Raw genomic sequence first — 13,779 nt, forward strand, 5'->3', positions numbered from 1 at the left:
CGCCGCCCTCGTACGCACACAGGAGGCAAGGGCATGGACCGTCAGCAGGAGCGTGTGCTCCAGGAGATCGCCGAGCGGGGGATCCGCTTCATCAGACTCTGGTTCACGGACGTGGCGGGGGTGTTGAAGTCCGTCGCCATCGATCCGGGCGAGCTGGAGGACGCCTTCAGTGAGGGCATCGGCTTCGACGGTTCGGCCATCGAGGGACTCACACGCGTGCACGAGTCCGACATGCTCCTGCTGCCCGACGCCTCCACCTTCCAGGTGCTCCCCTGGCGGGGGGCGGACGACCAGGTGGCGAGGATGTTCTGCGACGTGCTCACCCCCGACGGGAACCAGGCCCGCTCGGACCCGCGCGGGGCACTCGAGCGCACGGTCGAACGTGCCCGGGACATGGGCTTCACCGTCATGGTCCATCCCGAGATCGAGTTCTACCTGCTCCGCAAGCCCGTCACGGTCGACCACCTGGTCCCCATCGACAACGCCGGCTACTTCGACCACGTGGCGCGTGGGGACTCCAACGACTTCCGGCGCCGCGCGGTGCGGATGCTGGAGGACATGGGCATCTCCGTGGAGTTCTCCCACCACGAGGGCGGGCCGGGCCAGAACGAGATCGACCTGCGCGCCGTGGACGCGGTGGCTGCGGCCGACAACATCATGACGGCACGCACGGTGATCGAGGAGGTCGCACTGCGGGAGGACATGGTCGCCTCCTTCATGCCCAAGCCCTTCATCGACCAGCCCGGCTCCGGGATGCACACCCACATCTCCCTCTTCGAGGGCGAGCTCAACGCCTTCTACGACCCGTCGGGCGAGTACCAGCTCTCCGCCACCGGCCGCCACTTCATCGCGGGTCTGCTCGCCCACGCCCGCGAGGTGTGCGCGGTGACGAACCAGTACGTGAACTCCTACAAGCGCCTGTGGGGAGGTGGCGAGGCCCCCAGCTTCGTGTGCTGGGGTCACAACAACCGCTCGGCCCTGGTCCGCGTCCCGCTCTACAAACCCGCCAAGAAGCAGTCGGCGCGCATCGAGTACCGCGGCATCGACCCGGCGGCGAACCCCTACCTGGGTCTCGCGGTGCTCATCGCCGCGGGCCTGGACGGCATCGAGCAGCGCACCGAATTGGTCCCGGAGGCGGAGGACAACGTCTGGGACCTGTCCGAACGCGAACGCCAGGTGCTCGGCATCGAGTCCCTGCCGACGTCACTGAAATCGGCCGTGGGACTCATGCGGGGGTCCGACCTGGTGGCGCGCACGCTGGGCGAGGAGGTCTTCGACTACGTGCTGCGCAACAAGGAGAACGAGTGGCGGGAGTACCGCAACCAGATCACCCCGCAGGAGATCCGACAGTTCATCAAGGTCAACTGATGTCCGACGGGTCCCGTCCCACCGCCAGTGGCCTCCGTTCGGGAGGATTCGTCGAGCCCGAGCGGGCCATCGGCCTGCTGCGCGACCTGCCCGGTGACCCGCGTCGTTGGCTGGGGGTGCTCACGCGCTGCGCGGACCCCGACCTGGCACTCCTCCAGGCGGTCCGCCTCCACGAGTCCGCACCGGAGCTGGTGGCGGGACTCCTGGACGGGGGCGGTGAGCGTCTGGACCGTCTGCTGGGGGTCATGGGGGTGAGCCGCGCCCTGGGGGACCTGCTCGTCACCCACCCCGAGCGGGTCCCCGCCGTGTGGGAGGACCACGGGCCCGTCCACGAGCTGCTCATGGGTGCCGTCGGCGCGGATCCCGGGGCTCCCGCCCCCGTCGCGGCTCCCGACGCCGACGCGGATGCGGTGCGTCGCGCCTATCGTCAGGTCCTGCTCCGGCTGGTCGCCGACGACGCGACGTCGGTGGATCCGGTCGCCCTGATGCCCGAGGTGGGGCGGCGCCTCTCGGACCTGGCGGACGCGGCCCTCGATGCCTCCCTGGCACTGGCCCGTCGAGACATCGACCCCGGGGGCCGGGTGCGCCTGGCGGTCATCGCCATGGGGAAGACCGGGGCCCGGGAGCTCAACTACATCTCCGACGTCGACGTCGTCCACGTCGCGGAGGCCGCCCCCGGTTCGGGGGCGGACGAACGCGAGGTCGTCGAGATCGGGACCCGTCTGGCGGCACTGGCCGCCCAGGGGTGCTCCGGTGCCGGTGCCGAACAGCCCCTGTGGAGCGTGGACACGGCGCTGCGCCCCGAGGGGCGCGACGGTGCCCTGGTGCGTACGGTGGACTCCTACGTCGCCTACTACACGAAGTGGGCCCAGACCTGGGAGTTCCAGGCACTCCTCAAGGCGCGGGCCGCCGCCGGGGACGCGGCGCTCGGGCACGCCTTCGAGGAGGCCGTGGCGCCCTTCGTGTGGAGCGCCGCGGGTCGCGACGGGTTCGTCGAGAACGCCCGGGCGATGCGCACCCGCGTCGAGGACAACATCCCGCGCCGTGAGGCTGCCCGTGAGCTCAAGCTCGGACTCGGGGGCCTGCGCGACGTGGAGTTCACCGTGCAGCTGCTGCAGCTCGTCCACGGCCGCACCGACGGGTCCCTGCGGGTGCGTGACACCGTCTCCGCCATCGCAGCCCTCACGGCCGGGGGCTACATCGGGCGCGCCCAGGGCGCGGAGCTCACCACCTGCTACTGCTTCCTGCGTGCCGTGGAGCACCGCACCCAACTCCTGCGCATGCGCCGCACCCACCTGGTGCCCTCCGACCCCCATGAGCTGCGCACCATCGGACGTTCCCTGGACGCCACGCGCTTCCCCTCCGCAGAGGCCCTGACCGCGGAGCTGGACCGTGTGCGCCACCGTGTGCGCACCCTGCACGAGGACGTCTACTACCAGCCCATCGTCGCGGCGACGGCACGCCTGAGCCCCGACGAGGCCGCGCTCGACCAGGACGCCGCCCGGGCCCGTCTGGCTGCCATCGGCTACCTCGACCCGCGCGGGGCCCTGGCCCACATCTCCGCCCTCACCGCAGGGACGTCCCGGCGCGGGACCATCCAGCGCCACCTCCTGCCCGTCATCATCTCCTGGCTCGCCGACGGTGCCGACCCCGACATGGGGCTGGCCAGCTTCCGGACCCTCTCGGAACAGATCGGCGACTCCCACTGGTACCTGTCCCTGCTGCGGGACTCCGGGGTGGCGGCGGCGCGCCTGTGCCGCATGCTGCCCAACTCGAGGTGGATCGCCGACGCACTGTCCAACAGACCCGAGGCGATCTCCTGGCTGGATGACGACGACCTGCTGGAACCCATGGATCCCCAGCGTCTCCGCTCCGAGGTGGCCGCCCTCGTGGGTCGCCATCCCGACGCCCGCACGGCGGCCCTGCGGGTGCGGGCCGTGCGGTCCCGGGAGGTGACGCGCGCGGGCCTCGCGGACGCGCTGTGCGGCATCGCCCCGACCCGACCCGGTATCGCACAGTCCTCCGACGCCGCCCTCTCCGGGGCCCTGACCATCGCCCAGCGTGAATGGGCCGAGGAGCACGGCACCACGGAGACGGACATCGCCCTGGTGGCGATGGGACGCTACGGGGGTGAGGAGTCCTCCTACGCCTCGGACGCCGACATCCTGGTGGTCCACCGTGGCCTCGAGGGCGTCCCGGAGGCGCGGGCGGCGGAGGCCGCCACCCACGTCGCCAACCGGGTGCGGGCCCTCCTGGGGACCACGACCGCCCAGATGAGCCTGGGCGTGGACATGGACCTGCGCCCGGAGGGCCGCTCGGGCCCCATGTCGCGCACGGTGGCCTCCTACCGAGAGTACTACGGACGGTGGGCCTCGACGTGGGAGCGCCAGGCGCTGCTGCGTGCGCGCCCTGCCGCCGGGCCCGAGGACCTCCTGGAGGAGTTCTTCCGGGTGGTGGACCCCATCCGCTACGGCGCGGAACCCACTGCGGGGGAGCTGCGCGACATCCGCCTCCTCAAGGCGCGCATGGAGACCGAACGGCTCCCGCGCGGCATCGAACCGAACCGCCACGTCAAGCTCGGCCCCGGAGGGCTCTCCGACGTCGAGTGGGTCGTCCAGCTCCTCCAACTGCGTCACGCGGGAGCGGTCGAGGGACTGCGCACGACGCACACCCTGGCGGCGCTGGAGGCGGAGGTCGCCGCCGGTCTCGTCCAGGAGGACGACGCCGCCATCCTGCGGGAGGCATGGTCCCTGGCATCCCGGATCCGCGCGGGCAACGTCCTCGCCACGGGACGGACCTCGGGCGTCAAGCTGGACGTCCTGCCCCGCGTCCACCGGGAGCTCGTGCTGCTGGCGCGATTGCTCGGGTACCGGGCGGGTGAGGAGTCGGCGTTGGAGGAGGACTGGTTGCGCGCGGCGCGCCGGTCCCGCGAGGTCATGGACAGGCTCTTCTGGGAGTGACGTGCCCCGGGGTCACCCGGGCAGGAAGGGAACACATGCGGTTGGTACTGGTCAGGCACGGTCAGACGTCGTCCAACAGGAGTGGCGCGCTGGACACCTCACGCCCGGGGGCCTCCCTGGACCCGGCGGGGGTGGCGCAGGCACAGGCGCTCGCCAGGCGTTGGGAGGACGAGGTCGCCCCCGCCCCCTGCGTGGTCGCCGTCTCACCCCTGCTGCGCACCCGCCAGACGGCACGTCCCCTGCTGGAGCGCTACGGGCTGAGCCCCCTGGTGCGCCCGGGCGTCCGGGAGATCCGCGCCGGTGACCTCGAGATGAATGCCGACCCCGCCTCGGTGGTGCGCTACCTGCGCACCATGTCGCGATGGGCGTCGGGAGACCTCGACGTGCGTATGCCCGGCGCGGAGGACGGGCACCTCCTGTTGCGCCGCGCCCTGCCCGTCGTCGAGGAGGTGCGCGCGCGTGTGCTCCACGTGTCCGGCGCGGAGGAGGACGGGGACGCGACCGGCGTCATCGTGGCGCACGGCGCGATCATCCGCGCCCTCACCCCGAACCTCACGGACAATGTGCCCGCGCAGCTCGTGGAGGCCCATCCGATGGGCAACACCCACACCACCGTCCTGGAGTGGAGGGGCGACCACTTCCACGCCCTGACCTGGAACGATCGACCCGTGGGGGAGTGGGACGTGCCCGCCGGGGTCGACCTGGCCGAGCCCTCGGTCCTGGAGCCCGCCCGCCGGGTGTGAGGGCCTCCCCGCCTCAGAGGACCTTGGAGAAGAAGGACCGCGTGCGTGCCTCGTGGGGGGCATCGATGACCTGCTGGGGCGGGCCCATCTCGACGATCACGCCCTCGTCCATGAAGACGACGTTGTCGCCGACCTCGCGGGCGAAACCGACCTCGTGGGTGACCACGACCATGGTCATGCCCGAGGCGGCGAGGTCCTTCATCACCTGGAGGACCTCGCCGACCAGCTCGGGATCGAGGGCGGAGGTCGGCTCGTCGAAGAGCATGATCTCGGGGTCCATGGCCAGGGCGCGGGCGATGGCGACGCGCTGCTGCTGCCCACCGGAGAGCTCCGAGGGGTAGTGGTCGGCACGGTCCGCCAGTCCGACACGTGCCAGCAGCTCCAGGGCGCGCGTGCGGGCCTGTGACCGCTTCCTCCCCAGCACGTGGACGGGGGCCTCCATGACGTTCTCCAGGGCGGTCATGTGGGGGAAGAGGTTGAAGCGCTGGAACACCATCCCGATGCGGGCCCGCTGGCGGGCGACCTCCTTGTCGGGGAGCTCGTGCAGCACGCTCTGGTCGCCCTTGACGACCTCGCGGTAGCCGAGCAGCTCACCCTCGACGTAGAGACGCCCCGCACTGATCGTCTCCAACTGGTTGATGCAGCGCAGCAGCGTCGACTTGCCGGAACCGGAGGGTCCCAGCACGACGCAGACCTGTCCCGGCATGACCGTCAGGTCGATGCCACGCAGGACGTGGAGATCGTCGAAGAACTTGTGGATCCCGGTCGCCTGCACCATGGCGGTCGTCGTGCTCGTGGTCGTGGTCGTGGGGGTGCTCACGGGGTCACCTCCAGGTCGAGGTCGGGGACAGGATTGTCGTCGTCAGGAGAGTCGGGGTCGGACCTGCGTGCCTGGGTGGACCTCGCGTCGAAGCCACGACCGAAGTGGCGCTCGATGCGGCTCTGGATGACCATGAGGATCGAGGTGATGACCAGGTACCAGATGGCGGCGTCGATGAGCAGGGGGATCGGGGCGAAGAGGCTCTGTCCCTTCGTCGATGCCGCGAAGGTCAGCTCCAGGGTGAAGGGGATCGCGGAGACCAGGGACGTGGTCTTGAGCATGGAGATGGTCTCGTTGCCCAACGGGGGCACGATGACCCTCATGGCCTGGGGGAGCACGATGCGACGCATGATGAGCCCCCGCCGCATGCCCAGGGCGGTGGCCGCCTCCCACTGGCCGCGGTCGACGGCATTGAGACCTGCACGGATGATCTCGGCGAGGTAGGCGCCCTCGTTCATGCCCAGACCCAGGATGGCCATCCACAGGGTCGTGAGGACCCGGTTCGTCTCGAAGACGACGAACTCCGGGCCGAAGGGGATGCCGAGGCTGAGCTGGGGGTAGAGGGAGGGCAGCAGGGACCAGAAGATCAGCTGCGTGTAGATGGGTGTCCCGCGGAAGAACCAGATGTAGAACCAGGAGACGCCACGCAGCACGGGGTTCGGGGACTGCCGCATCACGGCGGCCAGCAGTGCCAGGACGGTGCCCAGCACCATGGCGGCGGCCGTGAGGAGCAGCGTGTAGAGGACGCCGATGAGGATCGTGCGCGAGAACAGCCACTCCCACACCACCGGCCACTGGTAGTTCGGGTTGGTGACCAGTCCGTGGACCGCCATGGCGACCAGCAGGGCGACGAGGGCAGCCGAGGCGAGACGCCCCGGGCGGGGGACGGGTCGGGCCCGGATCAGGTCGACGCCGTCGAGGGTGTGCTGTGCCATGCCGTCACCTCACTCGCTGGCCGCAGGGTTGAGCTCGGCCGTCGTCAGGGCGACGTCCGCGACACCGTAGGGTTCGAGGATGTCCGCGAGGTAGCCGTTGTCCATGAGGTACTGGAGCCCCGCCTGGACCGCGCCCGCGAGCTCCGTGTCGTCCTTGGCCACCGCGATGCCCTGGGGAGCGGCACCGAAGTCCTCCCCGATCTGCTCCAGCTTGCCGCCGGACTGCTTGACCGTCCAGCCGATGACCGTGGTGTCGGCCAGGGTGGCGTCGTACTGTCCACCGATCACCTTCGTGGAGACGTCCGTCTGGAGGTCCAGCGGCATCACGGTCAGCGCGTCCTTGCCGTCCGCCTTGCACTTCTCGGCGAGGTCGTTGGCGTAGTCGAACTGGGTGGTGCCGTTCTGCACGCCGAGTGTCGAGCCGCAGGGATCCGCGGGATCGAAGCCCTTGGGATTGCCCTCCGCCACGGCGTAGGACGAACCCACGGTGATGTAGGAGACCATGTTGACCTGCTGAAGGCGCTCATCGGTGATCGTGTAGGAGGAGGCGCCCACGTCGTACTTGGTCCCCAGGGCCGGGATGATCGCAGGGAACTCGGCGGTCTGGGACTTCGCCCCGGAGAGACCCATGAGGCGGGCGAGGGCGTCGACGATGTCGACGTCGTAGCCGATGGGTGTCTGACCGTCGTCGGCGAGGAACTCCGCGGGTGCGTAGGAGGTGTCGGTGCCGTTGCGCAGCTCGTCGCGGTCCTTGACGGCATCGGGCACCAGGGCGACGATCTCGGGGACGGCTTCCAGGGTGGAGGCGTCGAAGGTCCCCGGGACGGCTCCCGAGCCCTGGTCCGTGCCCGAGGACGCGGAGTCACCCGAGGCGCTCTGGCTGCTGCCGGAGGGATCCGAGCAGCCGCTGATGAGCAGCGCCACTGCGGCCGTGGCGGCAAGTCCTGCAAATGTCCTGCGCATGGTCAACAACTCCTGGTCGAGGCTGATTCGACGTAAAGGTTTGGTCATGGAAGAGCCTACGTCCGTGATGGAGTGGGTCGTGGGGGTGCCCACTGACCGGGCACCCCCACGGGCTCACTCGCTGACGGAGGGGTTGAGCTCCGCAGTGGACAGTGCTGCGTCCTCGGCGCCGTAGGCCCCCAGGATCTCCTTGAGCTGGCCGTTGTCCATGAGGTACTGGAGCGCGGCCTGGACCGCGTCCGCGAGCTCCGTGTCGTCCTTGGCCACCGCGATGCCCTGGGGTGCGGACTCGATGACGTCACCGACCTGCTCGAGCTGGCCCTTGGCGAGCTCGATGGTGTAGCCGATGACGGTGGAGTCGGCGAAGGTGGCGTCGTACTGTCCGCCGATCACCTTGGTGGAGACATCGGTCTGGAGGTCCAGGGGCATGACCGTGATCGCGTCCTTGCCGTCGCTGGTGCACTGCTCGGACAGGGTCTGGACGTAGTCCTGCTGGAAGGTGCCGTTCTGGACACCGATGATCGCGCCGCAGGGATCGGTGGGATCGAAGTCCTTGGGGTTGCCCTCCGCCACCGCGTAGGAGGAACCGACCTCCACGTAGGAGACCATGTTGACCTGCTCGAGGCGCTCCTTCGTGATGGTGAAGGAGGAGGCACCGACGTCGAACTTCGTGCCGAGCGCCGGGATGATCGTGGGGAACTCGGCGTGGGTCGTCGTGCCCTCCTCGAGGCCCATGACGGCGGCGAGGGCCTTGACCAGGTCGATGTCGTACCCCACGGGGGTCTGACCGTCCGAGGCGCGGAACTCCCCGGGGGCGTAGTCGGTGGAGGCGCCGTTGCGCAGGACACCGCGGTCCTTCACGGCCTGGGGCACCAGTGCCTCGACCTCGGGGACGGCGGAGAGCGTGGAGGTGTCGAAGGGGGTGACGCCGGGCGCCGCCGTGGCGTCGCTGGTGCCGGACTGGTCGCTGCCGGAGGCCGACTGGTCACCCGAGGTGTCGGGGTCGCTGCATCCGGCGAGCGCCAGTGTGGCGACGGCCGTCAGGGCCAGGACGGAGGAAAGTCTGCGCATGGGGTGCTCCTCGTGGAGGGTGTGTACCCATTGAGTATGCACTAGAGCGCATAATATGCGCGCGCTCGTCTCACGATCCGACGGAGGACGCCCGCCCCCGGGCAGGGGGCGGGCGTCCACAGGTGGGTGCGTCGGGGTGTGCTCAGCGGCCCCGCATGGCCCGGCGGCTCGGGCGGGCCTTGGTGGGGTCGATCCCCTTGGGGATCGGCAGACCCGTGGACTGCAGCGCGTTGAGCCGCTGGGAGATGGCGGGGACCTCCTCCTTGGTGAGCACGTTCTTCTGCTTCTTCAACTGGCGCTCGATCTTGCCCAGGGGGACCTGTCCCTCCTCGTGACCCGACTGGATGAGGATGACGGGCACGTTCTGTGCGACCCGGTTGACGCGCTTGCGCTCGGCGGCGAGGAGCGGCCGCACGCGGGAGGAGGGACCCTCGGAGATGAACACGACGCCGGGGCGCCCGATGAGGCGCCAGATGACGTCCTGCTCCCTGTTGGCGGCGACGGGCTGCTCGGAGATGATCCAGCCGCGCTTGATCTGGCTGATCACCGCGTAGACGGCACCCGCGGTGCCGTCGATCTGGGCGTACATGGCGCGGCGCACCAGCGTGGACAGGAGCACCATCCCGAGCAGCACGGACAGCATCACGCCGGTGAGGACCCACAGGACGATGTTCGCGTGGGTGAGCACGGCGACCAGCACGCTGAGCGCGATGACCACGACGGCGATGCCGCCGAGTGCCCACCCGATCCAGGGATAGGTGCGCTGCGTGATGCGGTAGGCGTCGGCCAGGTTCCTGTACCAGCGCCTCTTCTTCTCTGCGGGTGCCTTCGTCTTCTCAGCCATAGGACCTCCATGCTACCCAACCGGAGTCACTTCCCGGTACGCGGACGCCGCCTCTCCGCCAGGACCATGGTGAGCCCGCACGCACAGATGCAGGCGGACACGGTGATGGCCACCCCGAAGGCACCTGCCGGGCCCCGGGCAGCGGCCAGGAGTCCACCCAGGGAGGAACCCAGGGACACTCCGATCGTGACCGCGGACTGCATCGAGGTCATGGCCACGGAGATGCCGCCAGTGGGCGCCAGGCGCTCGGTGAGGGAGAAGGCGGTGACCATGGTGGGCCCGACGAAGAGGCCCGCCGCCAGCAGTGCGAGCGCAGTGGTGCCCAGGGAGTCCTGGAGGACGACGACGCCCATGAGTGCCCCCATGCCGAGTCCGCCGGCCCAGACGCGTGTGGGAAGCCGGACGGACTCGGGGACGAGGACCACCATCAGCGCCATGGCACCGGAGCCCAGCCCCATGAGGGCGTAGACCAGACCGGCACTGCCCGGGGCACCGAGGAGTTCGGCGCGCTCCGTCGTCCCGGCCTGCACCGAGCCGAAGAAGGCACCGATGCAGACCATGACGACGATGGCGGGGGCGACGGCAGCGAGCACGGCCGTGATGCGGGGTCGGGGTGCCTTGGCCAAGTCGACCTCCGGGGAGGACGAGGGCGCGTCCGCGGGATCGTCGGGGGCGGAGAGTGCGAAGGGCAGGCCCGCGCACACCACCAGTGCCACCGCCAGGGCGAGGGGAGCTGCGGGCGCCGCCGCGGAGGCAGCGATGCCGACGAGGGCGGGACCCAGGACGAAGACGAGTTCATCGGCCATCGACTCGTAGGAGAAGGCGGCGCCGAGCTCCCGGGGACCTGAGGTGCGTGCCACCCACCGTGCCCGGGTGAAGGACCCGATGGGCAGACAGGTGGCACCAGCGACCAGGCAGGCGGTCCACATCGGTGCCCCCGCCCAGCCCTGGACCGCTGCGAGGAACATGGCGGTCAGTGCCAGGGCGTTGAGGGGGGTGAGCGTCAGCAGCACGCGCCGCTGCCCACGCCGGTCGGCCCAGCGCCCGATGAGAGGTGACGCCACTGCCGTCGAGATCGAGGTGATCCCCGTGGCGAGACCACCCTGGGCGACGGACCCCGTTGAGGCGGTGAAGGCCGTCATCGTCCCCAGGGGGACCATGGCATAGGGGGCGCGCGCCAGGAAGGCGATGACCATGGACCGGCGACCGATGAGCGCGGGGAGGGACCGGTAGTGCGCGAGCGCGCGGAAGGGTGAGGAATGCACAGGAGTGCTCCGGGTCGAGGTGCCCGCAAGGGTCCGGTGCTCAACCACACGGAGCATGCGGGCGGTCCGCCGGGTGAGCGACGGACCTCCCGATGGTAGCCGATGCCGTGGTCCTGTGGGCTGCCGGAGCCCGCAGGACCGACCGGGGGCGCCGGTCCGCTCACACGCCCCTGTGTCCACAGGTTCGCGCGACCCCTTGTCGAGGTGTCGGCCATGCATCAACCTGTGTGGATGGAGATCAACGGGTATCAGCTGACATCATTGGCCTTCATGGCCGCCGGGGGTCCGTTGTGGAATGCGACCGGTGCGGACGGTGGGCGTGCCCTGGTCACCCTGCGTGCCCCCCACGACGGCGAGGTGCTGGAGGCGCGGTGGCGCGCCTGGGCGGGGATCGCCTCGCCCCACGTGGTCGCCCTGCTCGATGTCGCCCGACACGGGGACGGACGCTGGGCGGTGGTCATGGAGCGGGTCGAGGGGGACACCCTGGAGTCCCTCATGCTGCGCGGTGGTCTGCGCACCCGGGAGGTGCGCGAGCGGGTCGTGGAGGGCGTGGAGCGCGGCCTGGGGGAGCTCCACGCAGTGGGGCTGGTCCACGGTGACGTCTCACCGGCCAATGTCATCGTGCGACCAGATGGTTGCGCGGTCCTCGTCGACGTGGTGGACGGGACCGAGGGCGTGGAGGGGACGCCCGGGTGGGGGTTCGCAACCGCGGGCCCCGAGGGGGACCTGGAGTCCCTGGGACGCATTGCCGCTGCCCTGGGCCTCACTCCGGTGCCACCGGTGGACGCCGGCCCGGTGGGTGGCTCCGGGGCGGGTGGACCACCTGCGGTGATCGCACCGGCGCCGGGCGGTCCGGAACCCGCCGCACGCCTGCCACCTCCCCTGGACCCCGGCGAGGTCGGGGGAGCGGTCCTGCGGGGGGTCGGACTCTCGGAGGAGACGCGGCGTCGGGACGCGCCCGCCCGCCACCGGCGCCCCCGTGCACGTGGTCGTGTGCTCGGGGCCGTCCTGGTCCTGGTGGCCGCCGCTGCGGCAGCAGGGGTGGTGCCCCTGCGCGCGTTCCTGTTCCCGGCGGGCCCGGTGGCGTCCCCCCTCCCGGGGGCCTCGGCCCCCTGTCCGCCGGATGAGGAGCTCCGGGAGGTCTTCACCTCACTCGTGGCCGTGCGCGACACCGCGCTGGCGGCGGGTGACCGGGACGCGTTGGGCGCCGCTGCCCACGAGGAGCTGGTGGACGCCGATCTTGAGGTCCTGGGGGTGTTGGAGGCGTCCGGGACCACTGTCCACGACCTCGCCACGGAGGTCGGGCCGGTGGAGGGGGTCACGTGCGAGGAGGACCGTGTGCGCTTCGTGACCTCGCTGCGTCAGCTCCCGCACCGGCGGTGCGCGGAGGGACGCTGTCGCGACGTGCCCGGCGGTGAGGTGCGCGGGGTGGAGGTCACGGTCTCGCAGGACCCCTGGCGGGTGGTCTCGCTGGAGTCGTCGGGGTGAGTCGGCGTGCAGAGCAGGGCCGGGTGGGTCGGGACCATCAGGTCCCGACCCACCCGGCCGGTGGGAGGCGGTGCGTCAGAGGCCGAGGTCGGCCTCGAAGGCGCCCTCCTCCAGGCGCTTCTTGACGGTCATCAGGTAGCGGGCGGCGTCGCCGCCGTCGACCAGACGGTGGTCGTAGGACAGTGCGAGGTAGACCATGGAACGGATCCCGATCGTCTCGTTGCCGTCCTGGTCCTTGACCACCACGGGCCGCTTGACGATGGTCCCGATCCCCAGGATCGCGGTCTCGGGCATGTTGAGGACGGGGGTGTCGAAGAGCGCCCCGCCCGATCCCGTGTTCGTGATCGTGAAGGTCGATCCGGACAGTTCGTCCGCGGAGACCTTGGAGTCACGGGTGCGTGCCGCGAGGTCGTTGATGGTGCGGGCGATGTCCGCCATCGACAACGTCCCCGCGTCGCGGATCACGGGCACCAGGAGACCGCGCGGGGTGTCCACGGCGATGCCGACGTGCTCGTGGTCGAAGTAGGTGACCTCCTTGCCCTCGATCGTCGCGTTGATCTTCGGGTGGTAGAGCAGCGCCTCCGTGGCGGCCTTGACGAAGAAGGGCAGGAAGGTGAGCTTGGTGTGCTCCTTCTCCTGGAACGGTCCCTTCGCGCGGGCACGCAGTGCGGCGACCCGGGTCACGTCGACCTCGACGACGGTCGTCAGCTGGGCGGCCGTCTGCAAGGACTCGACCATGCGACGGGCGATCGTCTGACGCAGGCGCGTCATCTTCTCCGTGGTGCCGCGCAGGGGGGAGACCTCGAGCTCGGGAGCGGCAGGCGCGGCCGGAGCGGCGGCCGGCGCCGGCGCCGCGGCCTTGGCGGCCTCGGCCGCCGCCTGGACGTCCTCGCGGCGGATGCGTCCCCCGATCCCGGTCCCGGTCACCGAGGTCAGGTCGACACCCAGCTCACGGGCCAGCTTGCGGACGATCGGGGTGACGTACCCACCGGCGACGGCCGCGACCTCGGCGGCCTCGACCTTGCGGCCACTGGCTCCGGCGACCGCGGCGAGTGACTGCTGGGTCGGGAAGCCGGGTGTGGGGACGGCTCCGTGGGGCACAGGGGGCGCCGGGGGCGCGACGTGGCCAGCGGCGTGCGCAGGTGCCGGCGGGGCCGGCGGGGCCGGCGGGGCGTGGTGCTCCACGGGTGCGGGCGCCTGCTCGGCGGGTGCGGGCTCCTCGGGCTCCTTCTCGTCGGGCGCGGACTCCTCGTCGGGCGCGGACTCCTCGTCGGGCTCGGACTCCTTGGGTGCCGTCTGCTCGGGAGTCGGGGCCTGGGCCG

11 protein-coding genes are annotated in these 13,779 nt (G+C 70.9%); 4 read left to right on the forward strand and 7 right to left on the reverse strand.

What is annotated here, in order from left to right; genetic code table 11:
- Positions 1 to 33 precede the first annotated feature (33 nt).
- Genes BQ9890_RS03065 through BQ9890_RS03075 form a run of 3 tightly spaced genes read left to right on the forward strand, consistent with a single transcriptional unit; the run spans position 34 to position 5,071 of the window.
- Entirely contained in the window at positions 34 to 1,368 is a 1,335-nt protein-coding gene (locus tag BQ9890_RS03065) for a glutamine synthetase family protein (RefSeq protein ID WP_075889270.1), read from the forward strand.
- Positions 1,368 to 4,328 carry a bifunctional [glutamine synthetase] adenylyltransferase/[glutamine synthetase]-adenylyl-L-tyrosine phosphorylase gene (locus BQ9890_RS03070; RefSeq protein WP_075889272.1) on the forward strand — a complete coding sequence of 987 codons (2,961 nt, stop codon included), beginning with the start codon at positions 1,368 to 1,370 and terminating at the stop codon, positions 4,326 to 4,328. The genes BQ9890_RS03065 and BQ9890_RS03070 overlap by 1 nt, the downstream gene beginning before the upstream one ends.
- A 35-nt stretch (positions 4,329 to 4,363) precedes the next feature.
- The gene (locus BQ9890_RS03075; RefSeq protein WP_075889274.1) at positions 4,364 to 5,071 is read left to right on the forward strand and encodes a histidine phosphatase family protein; all 708 of its coding nucleotides are present in this window, start codon (positions 4,364 to 4,366) and stop codon (positions 5,069 to 5,071) included.
- A gap of 13 nt (positions 5,072 to 5,084) precedes the next feature.
- Here the strand turns inward: BQ9890_RS03075 and BQ9890_RS03080 are convergent, their stop codons facing one another.
- From BQ9890_RS03080 to BQ9890_RS03105, 6 genes are all read right to left on the reverse strand, one after another.
- Positions 5,085 to 5,849 carry an amino acid ABC transporter ATP-binding protein gene (locus BQ9890_RS03080; protein WP_075892633.1) on the reverse strand — a complete coding sequence of 255 codons (765 nt, stop codon included), beginning with the start codon at positions 5,847 to 5,849 and terminating at the stop codon, positions 5,085 to 5,087.
- A 38-nt stretch (positions 5,850 to 5,887) separates the two neighbouring features.
- On the reverse strand, positions 5,888 to 6,826 hold the full coding sequence (locus tag BQ9890_RS03085; RefSeq protein WP_075889276.1) for an amino acid ABC transporter permease: 939 nt from the start codon (positions 6,824 to 6,826) through the stop codon (positions 5,888 to 5,890).
- Between the two features lie 9 nt (positions 6,827 to 6,835).
- Positions 6,836 to 7,789: an ABC transporter substrate-binding protein gene (locus BQ9890_RS03090; protein ID WP_075889278.1), complete on the reverse strand. Its 954-nt coding sequence runs from the start codon at positions 7,787 to 7,789 to the stop codon at positions 6,836 to 6,838.
- Positions 7,790 to 7,903: 114 nt separating this feature from the next.
- Positions 7,904 to 8,860 (reverse strand): ABC transporter substrate-binding protein, encoded by a 957-nt coding sequence (locus BQ9890_RS03095; RefSeq protein WP_075889280.1) that lies wholly within the window; start codon positions 8,858 to 8,860, stop codon positions 7,904 to 7,906.
- A 142-nt stretch (positions 8,861 to 9,002) separates the two neighbouring features.
- Complete coding sequence (locus tag BQ9890_RS03100) at positions 9,003 to 9,704, reverse strand: DUF4191 domain-containing protein (protein WP_075889282.1); 702 nt, start codon at positions 9,702 to 9,704, stop codon at positions 9,003 to 9,005.
- A gap of 26 nt (positions 9,705 to 9,730) precedes the next feature.
- On the reverse strand, positions 9,731 to 10,969 hold the full coding sequence (locus tag BQ9890_RS03105; protein ID WP_078062197.1) for an MFS transporter: 1,239 nt from the start codon (positions 10,967 to 10,969) through the stop codon (positions 9,731 to 9,733).
- Positions 10,970 to 11,182: 213 nt separating this feature from the next.
- Between BQ9890_RS03105 and BQ9890_RS16685 the strand changes: the two genes are divergently transcribed.
- A complete protein-coding gene (locus BQ9890_RS16685) occupies positions 11,183 to 12,457 on the forward strand; it encodes a protein kinase family protein (RefSeq protein ID WP_075889284.1) in 1,275 nt (424 codons plus the stop codon).
- A 75-nt stretch (positions 12,458 to 12,532) separates the two neighbouring features.
- Here BQ9890_RS16685 and sucB read toward each other — a convergent pair.
- On the reverse strand, positions 12,533 to 13,779 hold a 1,247-nt coding region (gene sucB / locus BQ9890_RS03115), incomplete at its 5' end, for a 2-oxoglutarate dehydrogenase, E2 component, dihydrolipoamide succinyltransferase (protein WP_078062198.1).

Source organism: Actinomyces provencensis (genome assembly GCF_900155435.1).
GTDB lineage: Bacteria > Actinomycetota > Actinomycetes > Actinomycetales > Actinomycetaceae > Pauljensenia > Pauljensenia provencensis.

What these genes read in the sequence shown, in the direction of transcription:
- BQ9890_RS03065 (WP_075889270.1), top strand. Translation starts at nt 34, where the DNA reads ATGGACCGTCAGCAGGAGCGTGTGCTCCAGGAGATCGCCGAGCGGGGG.
- BQ9890_RS03070 (WP_075889272.1), top strand. Translation starts at nt 1,368, where the DNA reads ATGTCCGACGGGTCCCGTCCCACCGCCAGTGGCCTCCGTTCGGGAGGA.
- BQ9890_RS03075 (WP_075889274.1), top strand. Translation starts at nt 4,364, where the DNA reads ATGCGGTTGGTACTGGTCAGGCACGGTCAGACGTCGTCCAACAGGAGT.
- BQ9890_RS03080 (WP_075892633.1), bottom strand. Translation starts at nt 5,849, where the DNA reads ATGGTGCAGGCGACCGGGATCCACAAGTTCTTCGACGATCTCCACGTC.
- BQ9890_RS03085 (WP_075889276.1), bottom strand. Translation starts at nt 6,826, where the DNA reads ATGGCACAGCACACCCTCGACGGCGTCGACCTGATCCGGGCCCGACCC.
- BQ9890_RS03090 (WP_075889278.1), bottom strand. Translation starts at nt 7,789, where the DNA reads ATGCGCAGGACATTTGCAGGACTTGCCGCCACGGCCGCAGTGGCGCTG.
- BQ9890_RS03095 (WP_075889280.1), bottom strand. Translation starts at nt 8,860, where the DNA reads ATGCGCAGACTTTCCTCCGTCCTGGCCCTGACGGCCGTCGCCACACTG.
- BQ9890_RS03100 (WP_075889282.1), bottom strand. Translation starts at nt 9,704, where the DNA reads ATGGCTGAGAAGACGAAGGCACCCGCAGAGAAGAAGAGGCGCTGGTAC.
- BQ9890_RS16685 (WP_075889284.1), top strand. Translation starts at nt 11,183, where the DNA reads ATGCATCAACCTGTGTGGATGGAGATCAACGGGTATCAGCTGACATCA.